We start from the raw sequence: 25,456 nt of genomic DNA, 5'->3' as shown, positions 1-25,456 counted from the left end.
ATAATACAATTATAGTAGCAAACTAACGTTCGTTATGTAAGTGAAAGGTGGGGTTACATGTCACTTCGATTTGTGATTGGTAGAGCGGGAAGTGGAAAAAGTACACTTTGTTTACGCGAAGTGCAAGAAGAGTTAAAACAACGCCCGAGAGGGAAAACAATATTATATCTTGTGCCAGAACAGATGACATTCCAGACGCAGCAGGCGTTAATTGGAAGTGAGGATGTAAGAGGTTCTATTCGGGCACAAGTTTTTAGTTTTTCACGATTAGCGTGGAAGGTACTACAAGAAGTTGGCGGAGCGAGTCGTCTTCATATTGATGAAGCGGGTGTACATATGTTACTCCGTAAAATTGTAGAGTCTCGTAAAGATGGATTATCGGTGTTCCAAAAAGCAGCGGAGCAAAACGGTTTCTTTGAACATCTTGGCAGTATGATTGCAGAGTTTAAACGTTACAATGTAACGCCATCTAACGTATATGAAATGTGGCAACAATTGGATGCGCATAGTAGCAGTGCCGAACAAAAGTTACTAGCGAATAAAGTGTATGATTTACAGCTATTATACGATGATTTTGAACGTGCTTTAATTGGAAAATATTTAGATTCAGAAGACTACCTGCAATTGCTAGTGGAAAAGCTTCCGCAGTCTGAATATGTAAATGGTGCGGAAATTTATATAGATGGATTTCATTCATTCTCCCCGCAAGAGTTAGAGATTGTAAGACAGCTTATGATTTGCGGAGCGAGAGTTACGATCACGTTAACGATAGATGAAAAAACGTTAGCACAGCCAGTAAATGAACTCGATTTATTTTATGAAACGACGTTAACGTATGAAAAAATCAAACAAGTAGCGCGTGAAGAGAAAATAGAAATTGAAAAAACAATTCCACTTATGGAACAGCCGCGTTTTCATTCTCCAGCATTAGCGCATTTAGAAGCTCATTATGAAGCGCGTCCAAATGAAAAATTTAACGGTGAAGCGAGTGTAACGATTAGCACAGCTGCGAATTTACGAGCGGAGGTAGAAGGTGTTGCTCGTGAAATTCGTAAACTTGTTGCGAATGAAAAATATCGTTACCGAGATATTGCAGTGCTTCTTCGTAATGGGGAAAGTTATTACGATGTGATGCGCACGTTATTTACAGATTACAATATCCCGCACTTCATCGATGAAAAGCGTCCGATGTCACACCACCCATTAGTAGAATGTATTCGTTCTGCACTCGAGATTATTAGTGGGAATTGGCGTTATGATGCGGTGTTCCGCTGCGTGAAAACAGAGCTTTTATATCCATTAGACGTAAGAAAAGAAACGATGCGTGAAGAAATGGATGAATTTGAAAATTACTGTTTAGCGTACGGTGTACAAGGAAAGAGGTGGACTTCAGAGGATCCATGGATGTATCGCCGTTATCGTTCTCTTGATGATACGAACGGGATGATTACAGACAGTGAACGTGAAATGGAAGAGAAAATAAATAGGTTACGTGACGTTGTAAGAACACCTGTTATTCGCATGCAAAAAAGGTTAAAGCGTGCAGGAACAGTTATGCAAATGTGTGAAGCAGTTTACTTATTTTTAGAAGAACTGGATGTTCCGAAGAAGCTAGAAGAATTACGTATACGTGCAGAAGAAAGTGGAGATTTCTTATTTGCGACAGATCATGAACAAGTATGGGAAGAAGTAATGAGTCTTCTTGATACATTTGTAGAGATGCTTGGTGAAGAGAAAATGTCTCTTTCTATGTTTACGGACGTTATGTCGACAGGTCTTGAGGCACTTCAATTTGCTAACATTCCGCCGTCATTAGACCAAGTGTTAATTGCTAATATTGATCACTCCAGGTTATCTGACGTGAAAGCAACGTTTATTATAGGTGTAAATGAGGGGGTCATTCCAGCAGCACCTATGGATGAAGGTATGCTTTCTGATGAGGAAAGAGAAGTTCTTGGTGCGGCAGGGATTGAATTAGCGCCAACGACGAGACAAACTTTGTTAGAAGAACAGTTCGTTATGTATCAAATGGTAACGAGAGCGTCTGAGAGGTTATACATTTCATGCCCGCTTGCAGATGAAGAAGGAAAGACGTTACTTGCGTCTAGCTTTATTAAGAAAATAAAAAGAATGTTCCCTAATGTGAAAGATTCATTTATTACGAATGACGTAAATGATTTATCACGTTCAGAACAAATTTCATACGTGGCAACGCCAGAAGTAACGTTATCTTACGTTATGCAGCAACTACAAACGTGGAAGCGATACGGATTTGAAGGGAATTTAGACTTTTGGTGGGACGTATACAACTTCTACGTAACTTCAGATGAATGGAAACAAAAAAGTAGCCGCGTCTTATCAAGTTTATTCTATCGAAATCGTGCGAAGAAACTAAGTACAGCAGTAAGTAGAGATTTATATGGAGATATAATTAAAGGAAGCGTCTCTCGTATGGAACTATTTAATCGTTGTGCATACGCTCATTTTGCACAGCACGGTTTATCACTTAGAGAGCGTGATATTTTCAAGCTTGATGCACCAGACATCGGTGAATTATTCCATGCGGCATTAAAGAAAATTGCGGATAAGTTATTGCGTGAAAACCGCACTTGGGCGGATTTATCTATAAAAGAGTGTGAGCATCTTTCTGTCTTAGTAATAGAAGAAATCGCACCGTTATTACAACGACAAATTTTATTAAGTTCAAACCGTCATTTCTATTTAAAACAAAAACTACAACAAATCATTTTCCGTACGTCAATCATTCTTCGTGAACATGCGAAGTCGAGCGGATTCGTACCAGTTGATTTAGAAGTGCCATTCGGTATGGGCGGTACAGGATCACTTCCGCCGATGGAATTCTCACTACCAAATGGTGTGAAGATGGAAGTAGTCGGCCGTATTGACCGTGTTGATAAGGCAGAAGATGAGAACGGGACGTTCTTACGTATTATTGATTATAAATCAAGTTCAAAAGCGTTAGATTTAACAGAAGTGTATTACGGATTAGCACTTCAAATGTTAACGTATTTAGATGTTGTTACTTCGAATGCACAGACGTGGATGAAAAAAGGCCAAGCAGCATCACCAGCGGGTGTATTGTATTTTCATATCCATAATCCAATTGTTGAAATGAAAGGTGACGCATCTGAAGCCGAAATTGAAAAAGAAATTTTAAAGAAATTTAAAATGAAAGGACTCGTATTAGGAGATGCTGACGTTGTTCGTTTAATGGATAACAAACTTTCAACAGGGAGTTCAGATATTATTTCTGCTGGCCTGAAAAAAGACGGTAGCTTTAGTGCGCGTTCAAGTATTGCAAGTGAGCAAGAGTTTAACGTACTGCAAAAATATGTACACCATACGTTTGAAAATATCGGAAAAGATATTACAGAAGGTGTTATCGATATTGCTCCTTATAAAATGGGAAATAAAGCAGCGTGCACGTTCTGTAACTTCAAATCTGTTTGTCAATTTGATGAGTCACTTGAAGATAATCAATTCCGTACGTTAAAAGATATGAAAGATAGTGAAGCGATGGAGAAAATAAGAGAGGAGGTTGGCGGAGAATGATAGAAAATTGGCCTAAAAAACCAGAAGGTAGTCAATGGACAGATGACCAGTGGAAAGCTGTTGTAGCGAACGGACGTGATATTTTAGTTGCGGCTGCAGCTGGATCAGGTAAAACAGCAGTATTAGTTGAACGTATTATTAAAAAGATTATTAATGAAGAGAATCCAGTCGATGTCGACCGCCTGCTCGTTGTAACATTTACAAATGCAGCAGCGCAAGAGATGAAAAATCGAATTGGGGAAGCGTTAGAAAAGGTATTAATTGATGAACCAGGCTCTCAGCATGTAAGAAAGCAACTGAGCCTATTAAATAAAGCTTCCATTTCAACAATTCACTCATTCTGTTTACAAGTAATTAGAGGATATTACTACATGCTGGATGTTGATCCTCGTTTCCGTATTGCGAATCAAACAGAAAATGAATTGTTAAAAGAAGAAGTGCTAGATGACATATTAGAAGAAGAGTACGGAATCGAAGATAATACAATCTTCTTTGAACTTGTTGATCGTTATACGAGTGACCGTAGTGATGATGACTTACAACGTATGATTTTAGCGCTTCATACAGAGTCAAGAGCGCATCCAAATCCGGAAAAATGGCTTGATAAATTAGTAGAAGCATATGACGTAGAAGGAAAGACAATTGAAGATTTAGTATATGCTTCTTATTTATTAGAAGATGTGAAATTCCAGCTTGAAACAGCGGAACAGCATATTCGTAAGGCAAATGAACTCGCAATGCTTCCTGACGGTCCAGCGCCTCGCGTTGAAACCCTGCAAGCAGATGTAGCATTACTTGGAACGTTATCATCAGCTGCTCGTGAGTCGTGGACAAGCGTGTATGAAGCGATGCAAAACGTATCGTGGCAAACGTTAAAGCGTATTAAGAAAAGTGATTACAATGAAGATGTTGTAAAACAAGTAGACTCTCTTCGTAATAAAGCGAAAGATGAAGTAAAGAAATTACAAGAAGAGTTATTTAGCCGCAAACCTGAAAGTTTCTTACGAGATTTTCAAGATATGCACCCAGTATTAGAAAAGCTTGTTCAACTTGTAAAAGTATTTACAGAGCGTTTCCAAGCGATGAAGCGAGATAAAGGAATGGTCGATTTCACAGATTTAGAGCATTTCTGTTTACAAATTTTAAGTGAACAAAGTGAAAATGGTGAAATGAATCCGTCAGCAGTGGCGCTCCAATATCGTAATAAATTTACTGAAGTATTAGTCGATGAATATCAAGATACGAACTTTGTACAGGAATCCATTATTAAATTCGTAACGAAAGATTCTGAGAGTGAAGGAAACTTGTTCATGGTTGGTGACGTAAAGCAGTCGATTTATCGTTTCCGACTAGCTGAACCAGGACTATTCCTAGGAAAGTATAAACGCTTCACACAAGAAGGATTGGGCGGCGGAATGAAGATTGACTTAGCGAAAAACTTCCGTAGTCGTCATGAAGTACTAGCAGGTACGAACTTCATTTTCAAACAAATTATGGGCGAAGAAGTTGGAGAGATTGACTACGATGCTGACGCTGAATTAAAACTAGGTGCTACCTATCCAGAAGGTGAAGATGTAGCGGCAGAATTACTCTGTATTCAGCAAACGGAAGAAGAAGTAATAGACGGTGAAGAAGGTGCAGAAGTCGAAAAAGCACAGCTTGAAGCTCGCCTTATGGCGCAGCGCATTAAAGCGATGGTTGATTCCGGTTATGAAGTGTATGACCGTAAAACGGATAGTATGCGTCCTGTACAATACCGCGACTTCGTTATTTTACTTCGCTCCATGCCGTGGGCGCCGCAAATTATGGAAGAGTTAAAATTGCAAGGAATTCCGGTATATGCTGACCTTGCGACTGGTTATTTTGAAGCAACGGAAGTAAATATTATGATGAACGTATTCCGCGTTATTGATAATCCGATGCAAGATATCCCGCTTGCAGCTGTACTTCGTTCCCCAATCGTTGGATTAAACGATGAAGACCTTGCGACGCTTCGTGCTCACGGAAAGAAAGGCTCGTTTTATGAAGTAATGAGCTCATTCTTAAAAGGTGCACCGCTTGAAGAGGAACAAGAACTTCATGAAAAACTAGAGTGGTTTTATAACTTACTGCAAGGATGGCGTGAATTTGCACGTCAACAATCACTTTCTGATTTAATTTGGAAAGTGTACGGCGAGACAGGTTATTACGACTTCGTTGGCGGTTTACCAGCTGGAAAGCAAAGGCAGGCAAACTTACGCGTACTATATGACCGTGCAAGACAATATGAAGCAACATCATTTAGAGGATTATTCCGCTTCTTACGTTTTATTGAACGTATTTTAGAACGCGGTGATGATATGGGGACGGCGAGGGCCCTCGGTGAACAAGAAGACGTTGTTCGCATCATGACGATCCATAAAAGTAAAGGGCTAGAGTTCCCGGTTGTATTTGTAGCTGGACTCGGCCGTCGTTTTAATACACAAGACTTAATGAAACGTTTCTTACTCCATAAAGATTTCGGTTTCGGTTCGCAATTTATCGATCCGCGTAAACGAATTAAATACACGACATTATCACAGCTTGCGATTAAACGTAAAATGAAAATGGAATTAATTGCGGAAGAAATGCGCGTACTATACGTAGCGTTGACGCGTGCGAAAGAGAAGTTAATTTTAATCGGAACAGTTAAGGATGCAAATAAGGAGATGGAAAAATGGCTTGATGCGAGGGAACATAGTGAATGGTTATTACCGGATCACATACGTGCCGGAGCGTCTTGTTATTTAGACTGGATTGCACCTTCATTATATAGACACCGTGATAGTGAAATGCTTCTTGAATTAGGACAAGGAAGTATTCCAGATGAAATTTACGGGTATGACACGAACTGGAAAGTAGAAGTTGTGGACGGTAACACGCTACTTGCACCAGAGCCAGTTCAAGAAGAGAAACAAGAATTGTTAGAAGCGCTTCGTGAGAAAAAGGCTGTTCCCCTGCAAAGTGAACGGAAAGAAGAAGTGTACGACAGATTAATGTGGAAGTACGGATATGAGGATGCAACATCTTATCGTGCCAAGCAATCTGTTACAGAAATAAAGAGAAATTATCAATCTGAAGAAGGTAGCGATAATGCCTTTATTAAAAAACTACGTACGCCAATTAAAACACGTCCGCGCTTTATGGAGAAAAAAGGATTAACGTACGCAGAGCGTGGAACAGCAGTCCATGCCGTTATGCAGCATGTTGATTTGAAGAAGCCGATTACGGTTGAAGTTCTGCAAGAGCAAATTGCTGGAATGGTAAATAAGGAATTATTAACATTCGAGCAGGCGGAAGAAATAGCGATTGAAAAAGTAATTTCATTCTTTGACAGTGATTTAGGTAAAAGGGTACTAGCGGCGAAAAGTGTTGAGCGTGAAGTGCCATTTACGATGATGCTTGCAGCAGAAGAAGCATATCAAGATTGGCAAGGGAAGAGTGAAGAAACGATTCTTGTCCAAGGGGTTATCGACTGCATGATTGAAGAGGAAGACGGCATTACGTTAATTGACTTCAAAACAGATACGATTGAAGGGAAATTCCCAGGCGGATTCGAACAAGCAAAACCAATTTTAGAAGATCGATATAAAGTACAGCTTTCGTTATATGCAAAAGCGCTGGAGAAAAGCTTACAACATCCTGTGAAAGAGAAATGTTTATACTTCTTTGATGGGAATCATGTTGTAAATATTGAGGAATAGAGGGGCTTGAAAATGGTAACGGAAAAAACGTTAAGAACTTGTGAAAAAGGACATGAATACTACAAAAGTAGCGATTGCCCAACTTGCCCGACTTGTGAGAAAGAAAAGAAACCTAAAACAGGATTTCTTTCACTTCTTTCATCACCAGCACGAAATGCGCTAGAGCACCATGGAATTCACACGATAGAAGAACTATCCAAGTATAGTGAAAAAGAGATTTTAAAACTGCATGGTATGGGACCTGCGTCTATGCCGAAGCTTAGAAAGGCTTTGGAGGAGAGAGGGTTATCATTTAAATAAAATGAAATAGTGCCTCTTTACTACTTACTTGTTTATACTGCTATTTGTGGACAGTAAAGCTCTTTCTTATTAAAATTTCATTTTAATAATTTTGAATTAGATAAAAGAAAAAAGTAGGAGAATATCTCCTACTTTTTTTACGCTGTTCCAATCTGATCTTGATCCGCCACATCAGAATCAAACGTATTTGTTGCACTAACACCGTTAAACGTATTTACGACAAATCCAACATTGGAAGCCCCAGATCCGTTATAAGCTTTCGTGTTTTCTTTCGGAGATACGTTATAAAAATCTCCTAAGTTGAAAGAGCCGTTACTATTTTGAACGACGAGATTTCCTACAACCGAAGGCATACCATCCACCTACTTTACTAAGCTTTTTACTTACTATATGAATTATTGTGCGGAAGGTTCATCCGTAATATATTGGCGGATTTGCATAATACGAGAGTTATTAAAACCATAATCAACATTTCCAATTTGAAAGCAACCAGAATTTAAAAGTGTCCGCAATTCAACATTATTAACTTCAATAAAAGGGCATTCATTTACAATATTTAATTTTACATCTGTCGTTCGTTTTGGAATTGTAATGTGTTCATCTGTAAAGATTTCAAAAGCATCAAAGCGACCTTCTCCCCTTATATAACAAGGAATTTCACGGTGGACGGCAAGAGCTCTACTTTTTAATTCCATTTGGTTTGCATCTCCAACTTGAAATACGGCAGTAATCCCTAAAGAAATAATAGAAACATTTTGGACAATGGACACATGATGCAACATAATTTCTCAGTCTCCTTAACCTGGAGTAGGAGGGACATCTGTTACTAATGGTACAAATGGACCCTCTGTAACTGTTTCAAATGGTGTATCGAGAATAGAAGATAGAATGAGGAGATTTGCATCTCCAATTAAAAAGAGTGCGGACGACGATACACCGTTCATTTTAATCTGTCCGACTTTTAACTCACGGTTTACAACGTTAAGGTTCATACATACTTACTCCTTTCGGAAATTTCCCGGTATGTGCTGAATAAATGAGAGAAAGGCTTTGTCAATATCTTGTTTCATTGCCTGGATAATGATATCTCGTAAATAATCTGGATCTGTTGAAATACCTTCATATGATTGAACTTGTGATAAATAATAAGGGAGTCGATGCTCCATCTGTTTTTTTATGTCATCCACCATCATTTGTCGATACATTTCATCAAGCGGTGTTCTCTCTTCTTGTTCAAAATGGAGAATACGATTATATGCTTCTTCATCTAAGTATCGATGCATTTCTTGGAGGATACCTTGATAAAAGTCTGGGTTTGTTTCGGTTTCAGGATTTACCTTCAATGTTTCTGTATCCACTTGAAAATCTTCAATTTGTTGTCCTTTTGCTGAAAATGGGTTTAAGCCAATATTTAAAGTGCCATTTAAATTTTCGACTTTTAATTGATCGAATTTGTATTCCACTTTTCCTACAGAAGAGGAGGGGCGATTTTTTAATTCGTTAAGCTCTTCTTGGAGTTGACGCACTTGATCTTCTAAATTGAGGATGGCTGCTTGTTGTGTTTGAAGAGCTTGTTGAAGTTGGTGTAAGTAAGTATATATATCTTGATTCATTTGTGAAACCTCCTTTTCAATAGGGAGGGTAAAAATATTCCTGCTATATATTTATGACAAGGATGTCTTAAGAAGAACTAGTTGATGGTTTGATAGAAATAATTTGTCCGTTTGCCTGTAATGGGCGAAGCGGCTCCGTAAATCCGCCCGTATTTGAAAATTTGGATAGGGCTTTAATACTTCCGGCAGTGCCAATTTGGAATACAGAAGAGGTTGTAATGCTATCAATTTTAATGCTGTTAATGATAATGCTTTGGTTTACGTAAAAATTCAATACAATCGCCCCCTTTAAGTTGAACCAATTATCGCTTGATCAACGACATCTGAATCATTAACAGTCGTTGCACTTTGATAATTGTAGACAGAAACATTATCTCCAACATTAAAAGAGCCGGCCCCGGCGAAAGCACGTGAGTAACTAATAGGCCTAATCGCAAATACATCTCCAATATGAAAAATACCACTTGATCCAATATTGACGATACGAATATGTCCGACCATAGCTGGCATACAAAACACCCTTCGTTTTTAAAATTTTCTTTTCTACTATTGTATGGGCGTTTCCGATAAAATGTGTGTTTTTTTGAAATAAAAGAAACACACACATTATTGCGTGTGTGTGTTGAGTGTTTGATTTGAGTGAAAATCCGTATGTACATGCCAAATTACATTTAAGAGCCTGTCCAGTTCTTGGCTACAATCCACTGTTTTTTGAGAAGTCATTCCATAGCGTTCAGCAAAATAAATCATTTTTTCACGTTTTTTTTCAATCGCTTGCTCAAACATTGAAATCGGCTCCATCTCTAAATGAAATTTTTAGTATATATGTAGTACATATTATACAAAAACTCCATAAAAAAGAAATACCTTCGCTAAAAAAAGTAAAAATTCTACATTTTATGCCAAATGTAGAGGGGTAACGAATAGGATGTGAGAAGAATATTGTAAAAATTAGCGTGCATGAGAAGGTTTTTTTCTTGCGGATGCGAATACAATTAAAGGGTATGAGTTTTAGGATGGAGAGTGGAAATATTGCGTTTTGTAACGGCGAAGAAAGAAGAAAAGGTATTTGTAGGTATTGTGGATGAAGAAGAAGAAAAGGTATTACACTTAAGAGAAGCGCAAAGACAAAAAGGGGAAAAGGTTACAATCCCTATTACAATGTTAGAGTGTATTGAAAGAGGGACTGAGTGCTTTGAGAAAGTATGTGAAATTGTAAATTGGGCAAAAGAGAACGGGGAAGCGGCGTATTATCCGTTAACAGAGGTGAAAATATTAGCACCGATTCCAAGGCCAAGAAAGAATATTTTGTGCGTTGGAAAAAACTATCGTGAGCATGCGGTAGAAATGGGCGGAGTAGAGTCTATTCCAGAAAATATAATGATCTTTACGAAAGCACCAACAACAGTTATTGGCATAAATGAGCAAATTAATGGTCACCCTCACGCAACGGACGAACTAGATTATGAAGGAGAACTAGCTGTCATTATAGGTAAGCGAGGGAAGCAAATTAAAAAAGAAAAAGCGCTTGAGCATGTTTTTGGTTATACGATTATAAATGATGTAACAGCTCGAGACATTCAAAGAAAACATAAACAGTTTTTCCTTGGGAAAAGCTTCGATACATTTTGCCCGATGGGACCGTATTTAATTCATAAATCGGTGGTTAATGCGCCGAATGCATTACACATTGAAACGGTAGTAAATGGAGAAGTAAGGCAAACTTCCAACACAAATAAAATGATTTTTTCGATAGAAGAAATTATTTCAACGATAAGCAAAGGAATGACTTTAGAACCAGGTGATATTATCGCAACAGGAACCCCGGCTGGTGTCGGAAAAGGTTTTACACCACCGAAGTTTTTACATGCTGGTGATGAAGTGGTCATTACAGTAGAAGGAATTGGTACTTTGCGAAATGTAGTGAAATAAAGAAAAGAGCTATCTTGTTAAAAGATAGCTCTTTTTTATGGCCTTGGGTTATAGAGGTAATCGATAACGGAAAAAGTGTAAAGGCCAATGAATGCAAGTGTACAAATGCCAAATAGTATAACCGTAAGTGCACTTTTTTCTCGTCCAAAACCAATGATAGTAAGAATAACAGCAGTCCAAAATGATGCTTTCAGTAGTGTGAATGTAGTAGGAGTTGAGTAGTGAGTAAGCCATGTTGTGGAAAGTAGGAATCCACAGAATGTAACTAAAATAAAAGATGTAGCTAAATAGTTAATCTGTTTACCGTATCTTAATAGCATATCGCACCTCCTTTACGATTTTAAAATACAGAAAATTACGATTTTATCTTAATATAAATGAATATAAAAAGAAAGAGGTTGTCCCAACATGCCGGACAACCTCTCTATTATTATGATAATACAGCTTTAATTTTTTGGAATGCCCACTCTAAATCTTCTTCAGAGATTACTAGAGGTGGTGCGATACGAATTACGTTTTCGTGTGTTTCTTTACATAGTAGACCAGCTGCTTTTAGTTGTTCACAGTAAGGACGAGCTGGCTCGTTTAATTCGATACCGATGAATAAACCTTTACCGCGAACTTCAGTGATCATTGGGTTATCAATTTCTTTTAATTGCCCAACTAATTTTTCTCCTAATTGAAGAGAACGCTCTGTTAATTTTTCTTCTTCTAACACTTCAAGAGCTGCGATAGATACAGCACATGCAAGTGGGTTACCGCCGAATGTAGAACCGTGAGAACCTGGCTCAAATACACCTAAAATGTCGCGGTTTGCTGCAACGCAAGAGATCGGGAACACACCGCCACCAAGTGCTTTACCAAGTATGTACATGTCAGGAGTTACATCGTCCCAGTCACAAGCGAATACTTTACCAGTACGGCCTAAGCCTGTTTGGATTTCATCGGCTACGAATAAAACGTTTTCTTTTTTACATACTTCAAGAGCTTCTTTTAAGTAACCAGCTGGTGGGATGTTAATTCCAGCTTCACCTTGAATCGGTTCTAAAATGAATGCTGCTGTGTTTGGTGTAATTGCGGCTTTTAATGCTTCTAAATCACCGTAAGGAATTACAACGATGCCAGGAAGCATTGGACCGAATCCACGCTTGTACTCTTCATTTGAAGACATAGAAACAGAACCCATTGTACGTCCGTGGAAGTTATCTTCACAAACGATGATTTCAGCACGGTTTGCTTCTACTTTCTTCACATCATAAGCCCAGCGGCGAACTGTTTTAATTGCAGTTTCAACAGCTTCAGCACCTGTGTTCATTGGAAGTACCATTTCTTTATTAGTTAGTTTCGCAACTTTTTCGTACCAAGGACCTAATTGATCGCTATGGAAAGCACGAGAAGTTAACGTAACACGATTAGCTTGGTCAATTAAAGCGTTAATAATTTTCGGGTGACGATGACCTTGGTTTACTGCAGAATATGCACTTAATAAGTCCATATAGCGGTTTCCTTCAGGATCTTCTACCCAAACACCTTCTGCTTTAGAAATAACGATTGGAAGTGGGTGATAGTTATTTGCTCCGTATGTGTCTGTAAGTTCGATAATATCCTTAGTTTGAATCATGATTGTTCCCCCTTTTGTTATTACAAGAAGTTTGTAAATACTCTAAATATTATATCATTTAAATGTAAAAAAGCGAAACATTTCCTGAAAATAAATGAACATGTTATCATATAGAGTGAAAAAGTGTGAAAAGAGGAGGTAAGGGATACGATGGTACATATGCATATTACAGCATGGGCGTTAGGTTTAATTTTATTCTTCGTTGCGTATTCACTTTATTCAGCAGGAAGAAAAGGTAAAGGTGTACATATGGGGCTTCGCCTAATGTATATCATCATTATTGTGACAGGCTTCATGTTGTACATGAGTATTGTGAAGACAGCAACAGGTAGCATGCACATGTGGTATGGCTTAAAAATGTTAACTGGTATTTTAGTTATCGGTGGAATGGAAATGGTTCTTGTGAAAATGAGCAAAAACAAACCAACAGGGGCGGTTTGGGGCTTATTTATTGTTGCGCTAGTAGCAGTATTTTACCTTGGGCTGAAATTACCGATTGGCTGGAAAGTATTCTAATAAAAAATAAAACCACCTTATAATCTCAAAGACTTGGGAGATAAGGTGGTTTTTTACGTTATCCCGTATTAACTGGCAGTAAAACTCCCACCTCAAAATTCAGCTTAAGCAAAGAAGTTAGGCGGGAGATCAACTGCTCGTAAACACCCGATTGGTGAAGGCTAATAATCAGTGGGGCTGCCCCACTGATTAAAGTTTCACTTTATGTCGCATCGATATGCAACTCTTCCCCATTTACTTTCGTAAAACGGAACATATTTTTATTGGATGTAGTGTGACGGACGAAATGGTGCTGCAGTGTACAAATCATCTCTTCGTTATCAAACAAAAGAATATTTACTCCTTCGCGTGACTCCTCTTTCGGTAAGAAAGATAAATAATTATGACAATACATGCAATCATATAAAGAGTAGTGAAGTGATTGCAATGATTCAGTTAATAATGTGAAGACGGAGTCAGGTAATTCCTCGAGCCATTCATTATAACTAAGAAGTAACTTTTTTCGAATACGTATCATTTCACCATTTTGCAAATGGTGTTGTTCGTTGGCGATTTGTAATACATCTTGTTCATAGAAACGGGCTGGTAGCCAATTGTTATTATATAAAACTTCAAACCCATCTTCGGCAATATCTTCTAATAAAAACGCTTCATCATTTTCATCATCAAAGAATACCCATTCATTGTTTATATATTCTACATTACCGACTGTATGAGCACGGGGCTGGTTATATAAAATATGTTTACGTTGTATCATACACGATTTCTCCTTTATGAAAAGTAGTTATTCCTGTTATAGACAGTTCGTGCATTCTTTATAACTAGACACATCTAAACATAGGTGGGCATACAATAAAACACGTTTTACTGAGTGAGAATGCTATTCCATATGTGGATAGTAGGTTATCGTCAAGTTTGTCATTTTTTTGATCCGCACTCACAGGGTGGGGATTACTGCACGTTCAAGAAAAGAAATAAGATGGAAGGATGATTTATATGTGCGGGATTACAGGATGGGTGGATTATAAACGCTCATTAGAAGGAGAAAGAGATGTCGTTACGAAGATGGCTGAGACGTTAGCGAAACGCGGTCCAGATGATAATAAAGTTTGGATTAAAGGTAATGTCGCATTTGGGCATAAACGGTTAATCGTTGTTGATCCTGAGGGTGGTAAACAACCGATGACTTGTTTAAAAGATGAAACGAATTATGCCATTTGTTATAACGGTGAACTTTATAACACAGAAGACATTCGAAAGGAATTATTAAGAAGAGGATATACGTTCAAAGGTCATTCTGATACAGAAGTATTATTAGCTTCTTATATTGAATGGAAAGAAGAATGTGTCGATCATTTAAACGGTATATATGCGTTTGCAGTATGGGACGAACAGAAAGAACAAGTATTTATTGCGAGAGATCGATTAGGTGTAAAGCCACTTTTTTATAAATATGATAGCGGACGCTTATTATTTGGTTCGGAGTTAAAAGCGATATTGTCGCATCCAGATGTGAAGGCGGAAGTAACATTAGAAGGATTATCAGAAATATTCGGACTCGGACCGTCAAGAACACCTGGCCACGGTATTTATGCTGGTATAAAAGAATTACGTCCAGGTCATGCGATGACATTTTCAAAGAACGGTTTATGTATATGGAGATATTGGAATGTGGAAAGTAAAAAACATGAAGACTCCTTTGAAGAAACAGTAGAGAAAACACGCTTTTTATTACAAGATGCGATTACAAGGCAGCTCGTTTCTGATGTACCACTATGTACTTTTCTATCAGGCGGTGTAGATTCGAGCGCTATAACAGCAATTGCTGCGAAAGAATATGCAAGGTCAGGAAAAGGGCAATTACACACATATTCTGTTGATTATGAAGATAATGACAAATACTTTAAAGCGAATGCGTTTCAGCCAAATTCAGATGCTCCGTTTATTAATTTAATGACTGAGACATTTCAAACAACCCATCATCGCTGCGTCATTTCGAATGAAAAATTAGCAGAGTATTTAACTGAAGCAGTACTCGTTCGTGATTTGCCTGGTATGGCAGATATCGATTCGTCATTATTATGGTTTTGCCGCGAAATTAAACAAGATTTTGTCGTCGGTTTATCTGGGGAATGTGCAGATGAAATATTTGGTGGATATCCGTGGTTTTATAGAGAAGATGATTTACAATCGAGTGCCTTTCCGTGGATGCGCTCTACAGAAGCACGTGAACAACTGCTAAAGAAAGAATGGAGAAATAAATTAAATTTACAACAATATGTACAAAGGCGCTATGAAGAGTCGATTCAAGAAGTTCCTATTTTAGAGGGAGAAAGTCCGCTAGAAGCAAAAAGACGCCAATTATTTTATTTAAATATGGTATGGTTTATGACAACATTATTAGACAGAAAAGACCGCATGAGTATGGGGGCAAGTTTAGAAGTACGTGTTCCATTTGCAGATCATCGCCTTGTCGAATATGCGTGGAATATTCCTTGGGAAATGAAAATGTATAAAAACCGCGAAAAAGGTCTATTACGTAAAGCGTTAGAAGATGTACTTCCACATGACATTTTATATAGAAAGAAGAGTCCTTATCCGAAAACGCACAATCCACACTATACAAAAGCAGTAACAGTATGGCTTCAAAAACTATTAACGGATAAAGGTTCAATTTTACACGAATTGTTTGATAAGGAGCAGTTGAGCGGATTGATTCAGTCTGGTGGCAGTGCATTTCAAACACCGTGGTTTGGTCAATTGATGACTGGGCCACAGCTTTTAGCTCATTTAGCACAAATTCATGTTTGGTTTAAAGAGTATGGGGTAAATATTAAAGAATAGGAGAAAAGCGGCTTACAATTATGTAAGTCGCTTTTTATTAAAGAAATTGTCATATAAAATTCAAAATCACCTTATAAATAATACTTAATTAGAATTATTATTTTGACGTACTTATTATTACTTGTTATAATTGGAAACAAACGTTCTGAAAAGGATTCTCATTTATAAAATTGAGGTGTTATATAGATGACAAAGAAAAAAATAGGTTTATTCGTAATGGCGTATGGAACACCAGAATCATTAGACGATGTAGAGGCATATTATAAACATATCCGTCACGGGCGTAAGCCGTCAGAAGAAGCGCTTGAAGATTTAATTGAGCGCTATAAAGCGATTGGTGGAATTTCACCGCTTGCAAAAATTACGAAAGAGCAGGCGCATAAATTAACAGATTCAATGAATAACATATTTACAGAGTATGAATTTACTTGTTACTTAGGTTTAAAACATACTGCGCCATTTATAGAAGATGCTGTAGAGGAAATGAAGCGAGATGGAATTGAGCAGGCGATTAGTATCGTATTAGCACCGCACTATTCTACATTTAGCATTAAAGCGTATAATGACCGTGCTATTCGTCTTTCAAAAGAAATCGGTGGTCCTGTGATTGAACCAATTGAACAATGGTACGATGAACCGAAGTTTATTTCGTATTGGACAGATCAAATAAAAGAAACATTTACAAAGATTGAAGATAAAGAGAAAACAGTTGTAATTTTTTCGGCGCATAGTTTGCCAGAAACAATTATTGCAGCAGGAGACCCATATGTAGAACAACTAAAGCATACGGCAGATTTAATTGCAGAAGCTGCAAATATTCAAAACTATACAATCGGTTGGCAAAGTGCTGGGAATACCCCTGATCCATGGATTGGTCCAGATGTGCAAGATTTAACGAAAGATTTATATGAAGAGCATGGGTACGAATCTTTCATATATTGCCCAGTTGGCTTTGTGGCAGAGCATTTAGAAGTTTTATATGACAATGATTATGAATGTAAAGTTGTAACTGATGAATTAAATGCTAAATATTTTAGACCAAATATGCCGAATGCACAATCTGCATTTATCGACTGTTTGGCTGAAATTGTTTCCAAAAAAGTGAAGGAAATAGTTGACAAAGATTTAGTTTTAAATAATAATTAATTTATAATAATTTTAAATAAATAATAATTACTATGAAAGAAAGAGGAGGATCCCCCTAGATGAATCCAAATAATCGCTTAACAACAAACCAAGGTGCTCCAGTTGGAGACAACCAAAATTCTCGTACAGCTGGTCGTCGTGGACCAGTATTATTAGAAGACTATCATTTAGTAGAAAAACTTGCACACTTTGATCGTGAACGTATTCCGGAGCGTGTTGTGCATGCACGTGGTGCAGGTGCTCACGGTGTATTCGTAACGAAAAATAGCATGAAGCCATATACGAAAGCAGCATTTTTACAAAATGAAGGAACTGAAACACCTGTATTTGTTCGTTTTTCAACGGTTATTCATGGTCAAGGTTCTCCGGAAACAGCTCGTGACCCACGCGGTTTCGCAGTTAAATTTTATACAGAAGAAGGAAACTACGATATCGTAGGTAATCATTTACCAGTTTTCTTCATTCGTGATGCAATTAAATTCCCTGACATGGTTCATTCTTTAAAACCAGCACCGGATACAAATATTCAAACGCCAGATCGTTATTGGGATTTCATGACGTTAACTCCAGAGTCTACACATATGATGACATGGGTATTTTCTGATTATGGTACACCAGCAAGCTATCGTGAAATGGAAGGTTTCGGTGTCCATTCATTTAAATGGATTAATGAAGAAGGTAAAATTGTTTATATTAAATACCACTGGAAACCGCAGCAAAGTGTACGTAACTTAAATGCGAAAGAAGTGCAAGAAGTGCAGGGGAAAGACTTCAATCATGCAACTCGTGATTTGTTCGACGCAATCGAAAAAGGAAATCATCCAAAATGGGATTTACACGTACAAGTTATGCAACTAGATGAAATGGATTCTTTAGACTTTGATCCACTAGATCCAACGAAAGTATGGCCAGAAGATCGCTTCCCGTTAATTGAAGTAGGGACAATGACGTTAAATCGTAATCCGAAAAACTTCTTTGCAGAAGTAGAACAAGTAGCGTTCTCTCCAAGTGCAACTGTAAATGGTATTGAACCATCGGAAGATAAATTATTACAAGGTCGTTTATTCTCTTACCCAGATACACAGCGTTATCGTCTTGGTGCAAATTACTTGCAAATTCCTGTAAACTGCCCATATGCAGCTGTTCATAACCAACAACGTGATGGTGCGATGCAAATGAATCAAAACCCATCTACAATCAACTACGAACCGAGCCGTCATGCAGAGAATCCAGTTGAAGACAAAGCTTACCGCGATTCGACTATGAAAGTAGAAGGCTATGTATCTCGTGAAAAAATCGAGAAACCAAATGACTTTAAACAAGCAGGTGAGCGTTACCGTTCATTCTCTAAAGAAGAGCAAGATAACTTAATTGCAAACTTAACAAATGACTTGAAAGACGTAAATGAACGCACGAAATTACTAGCTGTTTGTAACTTCTTCCGTGCAGATCAAGAATACGGTATGCGTTTAGCGCAGGCGTTAAATGTTGATATTACGCAATATGTAGGAAATGCTCCAAAATAAATAGGAAAAGACGACCGGGTTTCGGTCGTCTTTTTTGTATAACGTTATGTGGGGTATTTTGCTTGTAAATTATGTCGGAATTTGTTTGTAAATCGATATGTTGTGTCGGACCGTTGATATATTGAAAGAAACAATCGATATATTTGAAAAATCGTTGATATATCCAAAAAACCGTTGATATATTTACATTTATACTATGTGGGGTATGTTGCCTAGTACGCAAAAAAGAGATGCAATCTACTATCAATAGATTGCATCTCTTTTTTAGTTTACTCGCTCTGCATGTTCATAAGCCTTCTCGCCATGCATTGAAATATCAAGACCCATGTGTTCTTCGTGTTCATCGACGCGAACGGGGAGGAAGAAGTTGATCGCTTTAATAATGGCATACGTCATGATGATCGTGAATGCATATGTTGCGCCAATCGCTATAAGTTGTTTAAACAGTAACGCGGCATTTCCGTAAAATAATCCGTTTGCGCCATCCCCGTTTACGGCAGTAGTTGCAAATAGTCCTGTTGCAATACCGCCCCAAGTTCCTCCGATGCCGTGGCATCCAAAGGCATCAAGTGTATCGTCATACCCGAATTTTGTTTTTAGGAAGAAAACGGCGCCGAAGCATATTATACCACCAATTGCTCCGATAAGAAGGGCGGAGAAAGGTGTAACGAACCCGCAGGCTGGTGTAATAGCTACTAGACCAGAAACAACTCCGCAAGCAGCTCCCATCGCGGTCGGTTTTGATTGGAAGAACCATTCAGAAAGCATCCAAGTTAGAGCGGAGGCAGCAGCGGCTATATTTGTATTAGTAAATGCAGTTAAAGCTACGTCGTTTAAGGATAATGCGCTGCCAACGTTAAAACCGAACCAGCCAAACCATAATAAGCCTGCGCCTAACATTGTAAATGGCAAATGGTGAGGAGAAGAACCATTTATGTTTTTTCGTTTTCCAAGGAAAATAGCTAATACAAGACCGGCAACTCCGGAAGTGATGTGAACGACATTTCCGCCAGCGAAGTCTAGTGCACCAAGTTCCCTTAGCCACCCACCGAGGCCCCATACCCAATGAGCGACAGGATTGTAAACGATTGTTGTCCATAGAAGGATAAAAATAAGAAAGGCAGAAAATCGCATTCTTTCAGCGAATGCACCTGAAATTAAAGCTGGAGTTAAAATGGCGAACATGAGTTGAAACATCATAAATAAATTGTGAGGAATAGTAGATGAGTAGTCTGGATTTGGTGCGTAGGTAACTCCGTTTAGACCGAACCAATCAAGTGTACCGATAAGTCCGTGCCAATCTGGCCCGAATGATAAAGAATAGCCGATAACAATCCATTGAATCGAAACGATAGCCATTGCACTATAACTATGCATCGTTGTACTGAGTACGTTTTTGCTACGAACCATACCTCCATAAAAAAGTGCCAATCCTGGTGTCATCAACATGACCATTACTGTCGTCACAAACATAAAAACCGTATCTTCCATATTCATGATCTCTCCTCCTGGAATGTTAGAAAAAATAACATCTATTTGTTATGTTTCATATCATATTCGAAATAAAACTAAAAATCAACTAAAAATTCAGAAAACTACATACGTGATGTCATAAAATCTAACATAGATTATTTTGTGAGGATTGAAATCGGCATATGCGTTTCACTTGGATAATTGGTATAATATTCTTACAATTAAAAAATTGGGGGATGCGTGTGGGAAAAATATGGACTAGGAAACTATTCATTTGTTTTTGCTTAGCTGTTGTTTTGTTTGTACCAATACATACTTTTGCAGACGAAAAAAGAGAGTGGCGAGATGAGGTTATATACTCCATTATGATTGATCGCTTCAATAATGGAGAACCGAAAAATGACAAACAGTTAGAAGTTGGTAATTTAGAAGGGTATCAAGGCGGGGATATAAGAGGAATTATAAAAAGGTTGGATTACATAAAAGAAATGGGTTTTACTACCGTTATGCTTTCGCCACTTTTTGAAAGTGGAAAGTACGATGGATTAGACGTGCGAAATTTTAAAAAGGTAAATGAACATTTCGGGACAGAAAATGATGTGAAAGAACTTGTAAAAGAAGCTCAGGCAAAAGGAATGAAAGTTGTATTTCAATTTCCGCTTGGAGAAAACGAACAACAGGTAATTGACGCAATGAAATGGTGGATAAAAGAAGTTGATTTAGACGGAAGTTATGTTATACATAGTGAAAAAAAGCCGCGTTCCTTTTGGGATAACGCGCAAAAAGATATGCAAGTGATAAAGAAAGATTTTCGTATTATGACAAAGGAGGATAGCGAATACAACGAAAAAATAGTAGAATCGTTTTCCAAAGCGGATGTATCGGTGAAATCGTTATACGATGTGAGTAAAAAAGAAGGAGAATTTGTTACGTTCTTAGATGATCAAGAAACAAAAAGATATGCGCGTATTGCAAAAGAAAATATGTATTATCCGCCATCACGTTTAAAACTGGCGCTTACATATCTGTTAACATCACCTGGAATTCCGAATTTTTATTACGGAACTGAAATTGCATTAGATGGAGGAAGTGTACCCGATAATAGACGATTAATGGATTTTAAGTCAGACGAAAAATTTATGCAGCACATAACAAAACTAGGTGAACTTAGACAGGCGAGACCGTCTTTACGACGCGGTACGTTTGAGCTATTGTATGATAAGAGCGGGATGAGCATACTAAAACGAAAATATAAAAATGAAGTAACTTTAGTAGCAATTAATAATACGAAAGAAACACAAAAAGTCTCCTTACCTGCAAGTACGATTGGTGAAAAACAAGAGTTAAGAGGATTGTTAGAGGATGAAATTATAAGAGAGGAAAATGGGGGGTTTTATCTCGTTTTAAAGCGTGAAGAATCAAACGTGTATAAAGTTAACGGAGAAACAGGTGTGAATTGGTTATTTATCTCCTTAATCGTTGGTGTGAATGTATTATTTATTGCGTTTTTAATTGCAGTTAAAAGGAAACGTAGATGAGAAGTTGCTCGTTCTATGTTCATGTCTTCTTATTGTATTTGTTTGTTCGGTGGGGCAATAGTGTTTATTCTGTTGATATGAAATTTCTTAAGAGAAACGATACGAAAATGAAAACTTCTCTAATGAGAGGGGGTTCCAGGTTAGGGAGAAAGTCTTTTTCCTAGCCTGTTTTTGTGTCAATACGGATAGAGAAAGATCTTTGGAACGAACGATAATTGCAACTATATTAATTTTATATTACATTAAAAATTAGAGAATACTCTTATACTAATATAGTGCTAAATAGTAGGTGGGAAAATGGAATTTTACGATTTGGGTATTACCATTAAAGAGCTTAGAATTAAAAAAAATATATCACAATCCGAATTATGTCATGGAATATGTTCGCAAAGTCAAATTAGCAAAATAGAAAAAGGTATGATTTATCCATCTAGTATATTGTTATATCAATTATCAGAAAGACTTGGTATTGACCCGAATAATATATTTGCATTAACTCAAAACAAAAAATTTAAATATGTAGAAAATGTAAAATACGTAATAAAAGATTGCTTAAAGCAAAAACAATATAAAGAACTTTATGAAATAGTGAAAAAAGAGAAAGATGAAAAAAATTTCCAAGCAAAAGAAGATAAACAATTTCTCCTATGGCATGAAGCAATTGCTGTATTTGAGGTGAACAGATCCATAAAAACTGCTTTAAAACTTTTAAATAATGCATTAAAACTAACTTTAACCAATGTTGATTTTTTATCAGAAAGAGAAATAGATATTATGCAGACAATGTCTATATTTTATGCGGAAAATAAAGAATATGATAAAAGTATTACTATATTAGGAAGATGTTTAACTAATTTTAATAAGTTAGATTTTCCGAGAGATAAAGCGATTAAATTAAAAATCATTTTTAATTTAGCGAAATGTTTAGGTATGACCTATCAATATGAAGAAGCGGTAAAATACATTGATAAGGGCATCAAATTAGCTATTAATCTAAATACTTTATACTTATTAGGTGAACTGTACTATTTAAAAGGATGGAATTTATTAAGATTTAAACAACAGAATGAAGAAGATATTGCAAATAACATGAAAAAAGCATTATTTATATTTGAACTAACAGAAAAAGAAACTCTGATAAAAATGGTTAAAGAAAAATATTTTGAAAATCAAACTGAAAAAAGCCACTCATAATTCATTTGGAAATCACTTGAAATATAATAAAACCTACAGGGGAAATCCCTGTAGGTTTTATACTTATAAACTTGCTTCTAAAATATTAGTGTTTAATATAAGAGTGTCCTTAACGTACTTTTTTATTTTGAAGTCTGCATCTTTATTAACAATTTATGCTTCTTTTTAACTCCATCCAAATATGATTAAAATTAAGATGGTTCAAGTCGGAGGAAGGCACTTTGATGTGTCTTTTCTTATGACTTTTATCATTAACTATTTAATGTTTTTTAAATGATTACATGACATAGTTTTTTTGTACCAAGCTTTGTTGATACAGTTAGACTTATCCGTTAGTGTATTCGTATTATTAGAACATCCTACAGTATTTAGGGAGAATGTGGCCAATAAAAACCATAATATTAATTTCTTCATATAACCACTTCTAACTCTTTTTTAATTAACATTTTTTAAGATCCTTATTAATTTTACATTATATTAAAGGTTGGGAAATATTCTTATACTCATAAATTGTTACGTTTTGGCGGGAAGAGGAATTATAAGTTACAGCGATTTTTAAGATGACTTTGGCCTAGGATGTAATTACTAAGAAAAGTAATTCAAATCGAAGGGGAAACGTCTTAAATTGTCTTTTTTTTATTTTCAATAAGGTCTGCTAAATGCATGTATGAAACAAATTCTACAATAAGGCCTAGTTTAATCATGCATTCACTTGTGAAGTATTCGTATAGTTAGACTCTGTTCACTTAGCAATTTTCACCGCAGATGCCTTTTTTCTATGGCTTGTTCTTGTAATATTGTCTCTACAAAACTAAAAAGAAAACTCCTCTAATTAAGAGGAGTTTTCTTTTTAGCGGTAGTTAATGAACTGTACGTCGATTGGTAAATCAGCGCTACGAACAGCTGCAATTACTGCTTGTAAGTCATCACGGCTTTTCGCTGTAACACGTACTTGATCGTCTTGTACTTGTGTTTTTACTTTTAATTTCATTTCTTTAATGATGTTGTTAATTTTTTTAGCGTTATCTTTATCGATACCTTGTTGAAGTGTTGCGCGTTGGCGAACAGTGTTGCCAGTTGCAGCTTCAACTTTTCCGTAATCTAAGTTCTTAATTGGAACGTTACGTTTTACAAGTTTAGAAATTAAAACGTCTTTTACTTGGTCTAATTTGAACTCGTCGTCAGAAGTTAAAACTAGTACTTCTTTTTCTAATTTAATATCACTTTTACTTCCTTTAAAGTCATATCGGTTTTGGATTTCTTTTAATGCGATATTAATTGCGTTTGTTACTTCAGGTAATTCTACTTTCGAAACGATGTCAAAAGAACTATCTTTTGCCATAGTTAGCACCTCCAAATAAATTTCTAATCTTGTTATGTACTGTACATACTAAAGTATAGCTGAAAACGAGTCTAGACTTAAGTGTTTTCATACTTATATTCATGTAACCTCACTTTATTATAGTGAATTTTGGGCAGTTGGACAAATACAGGAAAAATCATGTTATAATTAACTTTTGTTTGGAATGATAAAAAAGATAATTTTATATATATAGAAGGGAATTAAAAAATATGTATTTGCAAATAGGATCGATTGAACAGGTAACTGTTTTACGCGAAACGGAAATTGGATATATGGTTGGGAATGAAGAAGAAGAAATTTTCCTACATAAAAACGAAGTAGCTGGAGAAATTGAAGAAGGCGATACGATTGATGTATTCTTATACCTTGATCACCAAAATCGTATTTCAGCAACAATGAAGGAGCCAATTATTACAACGTATGATTGGAACTGGGTAAAGGTTGTAGAAGTCATTCCTAGTTTAGGTGTGTTTGTTGATATTGGTGTATCAAAAGATATACTAATTCCAGCTGATGAGTTCCCGATTTATATGCCGGTATGGCCAGAAGTAGGCGACGAATTATATTGTACGTTAAAATTAACGAATCGTGATCGTTTAATTGCTCTTCCGGCAAGAGACAGTGATATGCAAGAAATTATCGTAGATGCAACGCCATCTATGCGTAATAAAAACGTAAATGGACGTGTATATCGTTCTCTTCAAGTTGGTTCATTCGTACTAACTGATGAGCATTTCCGTGCTTTCTTACACCATACAGAAAGAAAAGAACAAGTCCGCATCGGGGAGCGTGTAACGGGCCGTATTATTGACGTGAAAGATGATGGTACAATTAACATTTCACTTCTTCCTCGTAAAGAAGAAGGAATGGAAGACGATGCGGCAGTAATTTATGCATATATGGAAGAACGAGGCGGAGCAATGCCGTTTTGGGATAAGAGCCATCCAGAAGATATTAAAGAACGCTTTAACATGAGTAAAGCTGCATTTAAGCGCGCACTTGGTAAGTTGATGAAAGAAGAAAAAGTTTACCAAGAAGAAGGTTGGACTTACTTTAAGAAATAAGATAGAAGATTAAAAAGCACAACCTTATTTT

The 25,456-nt window shown here is 36.8% G+C and carries 23 protein-coding genes; 11 read left to right on the top strand and 12 right to left on the bottom strand.

Annotation, left to right across the window (positions count from 1 at the left end):
* The first annotated feature begins 57 nt into the window (after positions 1-57).
* The 3 genes from addB to DN403_RS06295 are packed head-to-tail and all read left to right on the top strand — an operon-like array spanning position 58 to position 7,595.
* Complete coding sequence (addB, locus tag DN403_RS06305; RefSeq protein WP_063675092.1) at positions 58-3,573, top strand: helicase-exonuclease AddAB subunit AddB; 3,516 nt, start codon at positions 58-60, stop codon at positions 3,571-3,573.
* Positions 3,570-7,295: a helicase-exonuclease AddAB subunit AddA gene (addA, locus tag DN403_RS06300; RefSeq protein WP_149185352.1), complete on the top strand. Its 3,726-nt coding sequence runs from the start codon at positions 3,570-3,572 to the stop codon at positions 7,293-7,295. Before addB ends, addA begins: the two co-directional genes overlap by 4 nt.
* A gap of 12 nt (positions 7,296-7,307) precedes the next feature.
* Entirely contained in the window at positions 7,308-7,595 is a 288-nt protein-coding gene (locus DN403_RS06295; RefSeq protein ID WP_000255717.1) for an RNA polymerase alpha subunit C-terminal domain-containing protein, read from the top strand.
* Positions 7,596-7,732: 137 nt separating this feature from the next.
* Here the strand turns inward: DN403_RS06295 and gerPF are convergent, their stop codons facing one another.
* The 7 genes from gerPF to DN403_RS06260 form a co-directional block, all read right to left on the bottom strand.
* A complete protein-coding gene (gene gerPF, locus DN403_RS06290) occupies positions 7,733-7,948 on the bottom strand; it encodes a spore germination protein GerPF (protein WP_001141566.1) in 216 nt (71 codons plus the stop codon).
* A gap of 42 nt (positions 7,949-7,990) precedes the next feature.
* Positions 7,991-8,377 carry a spore germination protein GerPE gene (locus tag DN403_RS06285; RefSeq protein ID WP_000902327.1) on the bottom strand — a complete coding sequence of 129 codons (387 nt, stop codon included), beginning with the start codon at positions 8,375-8,377 and terminating at the stop codon, positions 7,991-7,993.
* 15 nt (positions 8,378-8,392) lie between these two features.
* A complete protein-coding gene (gene gerPD, locus DN403_RS06280; RefSeq protein WP_001052807.1) occupies positions 8,393-8,587 on the bottom strand; it encodes a spore germination protein GerPD in 195 nt (64 codons plus the stop codon).
* 6 nt (positions 8,588-8,593) lie between these two features.
* Positions 8,594-9,208 (bottom strand): spore germination protein GerPC, encoded by a 615-nt coding sequence (gerPC, locus tag DN403_RS06275; RefSeq protein WP_001070761.1) that lies wholly within the window; start codon positions 9,206-9,208, stop codon positions 8,594-8,596.
* Positions 9,209-9,275: 67 nt separating this feature from the next.
* Positions 9,276-9,482 carry a spore germination protein GerPB gene (gene gerPB, locus DN403_RS06270; RefSeq protein ID WP_001012509.1) on the bottom strand — a complete coding sequence of 69 codons (207 nt, stop codon included), beginning with the start codon at positions 9,480-9,482 and terminating at the stop codon, positions 9,276-9,278.
* A gap of 14 nt (positions 9,483-9,496) precedes the next feature.
* Complete coding sequence (gene gerPA, locus DN403_RS06265; RefSeq protein ID WP_001111188.1) at positions 9,497-9,718, bottom strand: spore germination protein GerPA; 222 nt, start codon at positions 9,716-9,718, stop codon at positions 9,497-9,499.
* A 96-nt stretch (positions 9,719-9,814) separates the two neighbouring features.
* Positions 9,815-9,994, bottom strand: coding sequence for an aspartyl-phosphate phosphatase Spo0E family protein (locus DN403_RS06260; RefSeq protein ID WP_000462848.1), 180 nt, complete (start codon positions 9,992-9,994; stop codon positions 9,815-9,817).
* Between the two features lie 246 nt (positions 9,995-10,240).
* On the opposite strand from DN403_RS06260, the gene DN403_RS06255 reads away from it, so the two are divergent.
* Complete coding sequence (locus DN403_RS06255) at positions 10,241-11,140, top strand: fumarylacetoacetate hydrolase family protein (protein WP_001213078.1); 900 nt, start codon at positions 10,241-10,243, stop codon at positions 11,138-11,140.
* Between the two features lie 35 nt (positions 11,141-11,175).
* Here DN403_RS06255 and DN403_RS06250 read toward each other — a convergent pair whose 3' ends face one another.
* A complete protein-coding gene (locus DN403_RS06250) occupies positions 11,176-11,460 on the bottom strand; it encodes a hypothetical protein (RefSeq protein WP_000926870.1) in 285 nt (94 codons plus the stop codon).
* Positions 11,461-11,570: 110 nt separating this feature from the next.
* Entirely contained in the window at positions 11,571-12,761 is a 1,191-nt protein-coding gene (gene rocD, locus DN403_RS06245) for an ornithine aminotransferase (protein WP_000616660.1), read from the bottom strand.
* Between the two features lie 150 nt (positions 12,762-12,911).
* Between rocD and DN403_RS06240 the strand changes: the two genes are divergently transcribed.
* On the top strand, positions 12,912-13,277 hold the full coding sequence (locus tag DN403_RS06240; protein ID WP_000233496.1) for a YisL family protein: 366 nt from the start codon (positions 12,912-12,914) through the stop codon (positions 13,275-13,277).
* Positions 13,278-13,479: 202 nt separating this feature from the next.
* On the opposite strand, the gene DN403_RS06230 is transcribed toward DN403_RS06240, so the two are convergent.
* Positions 13,480-14,034 carry a DUF2777 domain-containing protein gene (locus DN403_RS06230; protein ID WP_000616051.1) on the bottom strand — a complete coding sequence of 185 codons (555 nt, stop codon included), beginning with the start codon at positions 14,032-14,034 and terminating at the stop codon, positions 13,480-13,482.
* A gap of 239 nt (positions 14,035-14,273) precedes the next feature.
* On the opposite strand from DN403_RS06230, the gene asnB reads away from it, so the two are divergent.
* The 3 genes from asnB to katB all read left to right on the top strand — a co-directional run bounded on the left by asnB (position 14,274) and on the right by katB (position 18,793).
* Complete coding sequence (gene asnB / locus DN403_RS06225; RefSeq protein ID WP_149185351.1) at positions 14,274-16,121, top strand: asparagine synthase (glutamine-hydrolyzing); 1,848 nt, start codon at positions 14,274-14,276, stop codon at positions 16,119-16,121.
* 186 nt (positions 16,122-16,307) lie between these two features.
* Positions 16,308-17,267 (top strand): ferrochelatase, encoded by a 960-nt coding sequence (hemH, locus tag DN403_RS06220; RefSeq protein ID WP_149185350.1) that lies wholly within the window; start codon positions 16,308-16,310, stop codon positions 17,265-17,267.
* Between the two features lie 59 nt (positions 17,268-17,326).
* Positions 17,327-18,793 (top strand): catalase KatB, encoded by a 1,467-nt coding sequence (gene katB / locus DN403_RS06215; RefSeq protein ID WP_001069166.1) that lies wholly within the window; start codon positions 17,327-17,329, stop codon positions 18,791-18,793.
* A 264-nt stretch (positions 18,794-19,057) separates the two neighbouring features.
* Here katB and DN403_RS06210 read toward each other — a convergent pair whose 3' ends face one another.
* Positions 19,058-20,290 (bottom strand): ammonium transporter, encoded by a 1,233-nt coding sequence (locus tag DN403_RS06210; protein WP_149185349.1) that lies wholly within the window; start codon positions 20,288-20,290, stop codon positions 19,058-19,060.
* A 158-nt stretch (positions 20,291-20,448) separates the two neighbouring features.
* Between DN403_RS06210 and DN403_RS06205 the strand changes: the two genes are divergently transcribed.
* Together DN403_RS06205 and DN403_RS06195 are read left to right on the top strand one after the other, a co-directional pair.
* Positions 20,449-21,804, top strand: a complete 1,356-nt coding sequence (locus DN403_RS06205; protein WP_016097947.1) for an alpha-amylase family glycosyl hydrolase — start codon at positions 20,449-20,451, stop codon at positions 21,802-21,804.
* A 297-nt stretch (positions 21,805-22,101) separates the two neighbouring features.
* Positions 22,102-22,998: a helix-turn-helix domain-containing protein gene (locus tag DN403_RS06195; RefSeq protein WP_000397873.1), complete on the top strand. Its 897-nt coding sequence runs from the start codon at positions 22,102-22,104 to the stop codon at positions 22,996-22,998.
* An 850-nt stretch (positions 22,999-23,848) separates the two neighbouring features.
* On the opposite strand, the gene DN403_RS06190 is transcribed toward DN403_RS06195, so the two are convergent.
* Complete coding sequence (locus DN403_RS06190) at positions 23,849-24,340, bottom strand: YajQ family cyclic di-GMP-binding protein (RefSeq protein ID WP_001040146.1); 492 nt, start codon at positions 24,338-24,340, stop codon at positions 23,849-23,851.
* A gap of 230 nt (positions 24,341-24,570) precedes the next feature.
* Here DN403_RS06190 and DN403_RS06185 point away from each other — a divergent pair, with 230 nt between their 5' ends.
* Positions 24,571-25,425, top strand: coding sequence for a CvfB family protein (locus DN403_RS06185; protein WP_000281261.1), 855 nt, complete (start codon positions 24,571-24,573; stop codon positions 25,423-25,425).
* The last annotated feature ends 31 nt before the right edge of the window (positions 25,426-25,456 follow it).

Source organism: Bacillus sp. AY2-1 (assembly GCF_008368965.1).
GTDB classification, from domain to species: domain Bacteria; phylum Bacillota; class Bacilli; order Bacillales; family Bacillaceae_G; genus Bacillus_A; species Bacillus_A thuringiensis_S.
The sequence above is the reverse complement of the archived record's forward strand: the minus strand, read 5'-3'. Positions and strand labels throughout refer to the sequence as shown.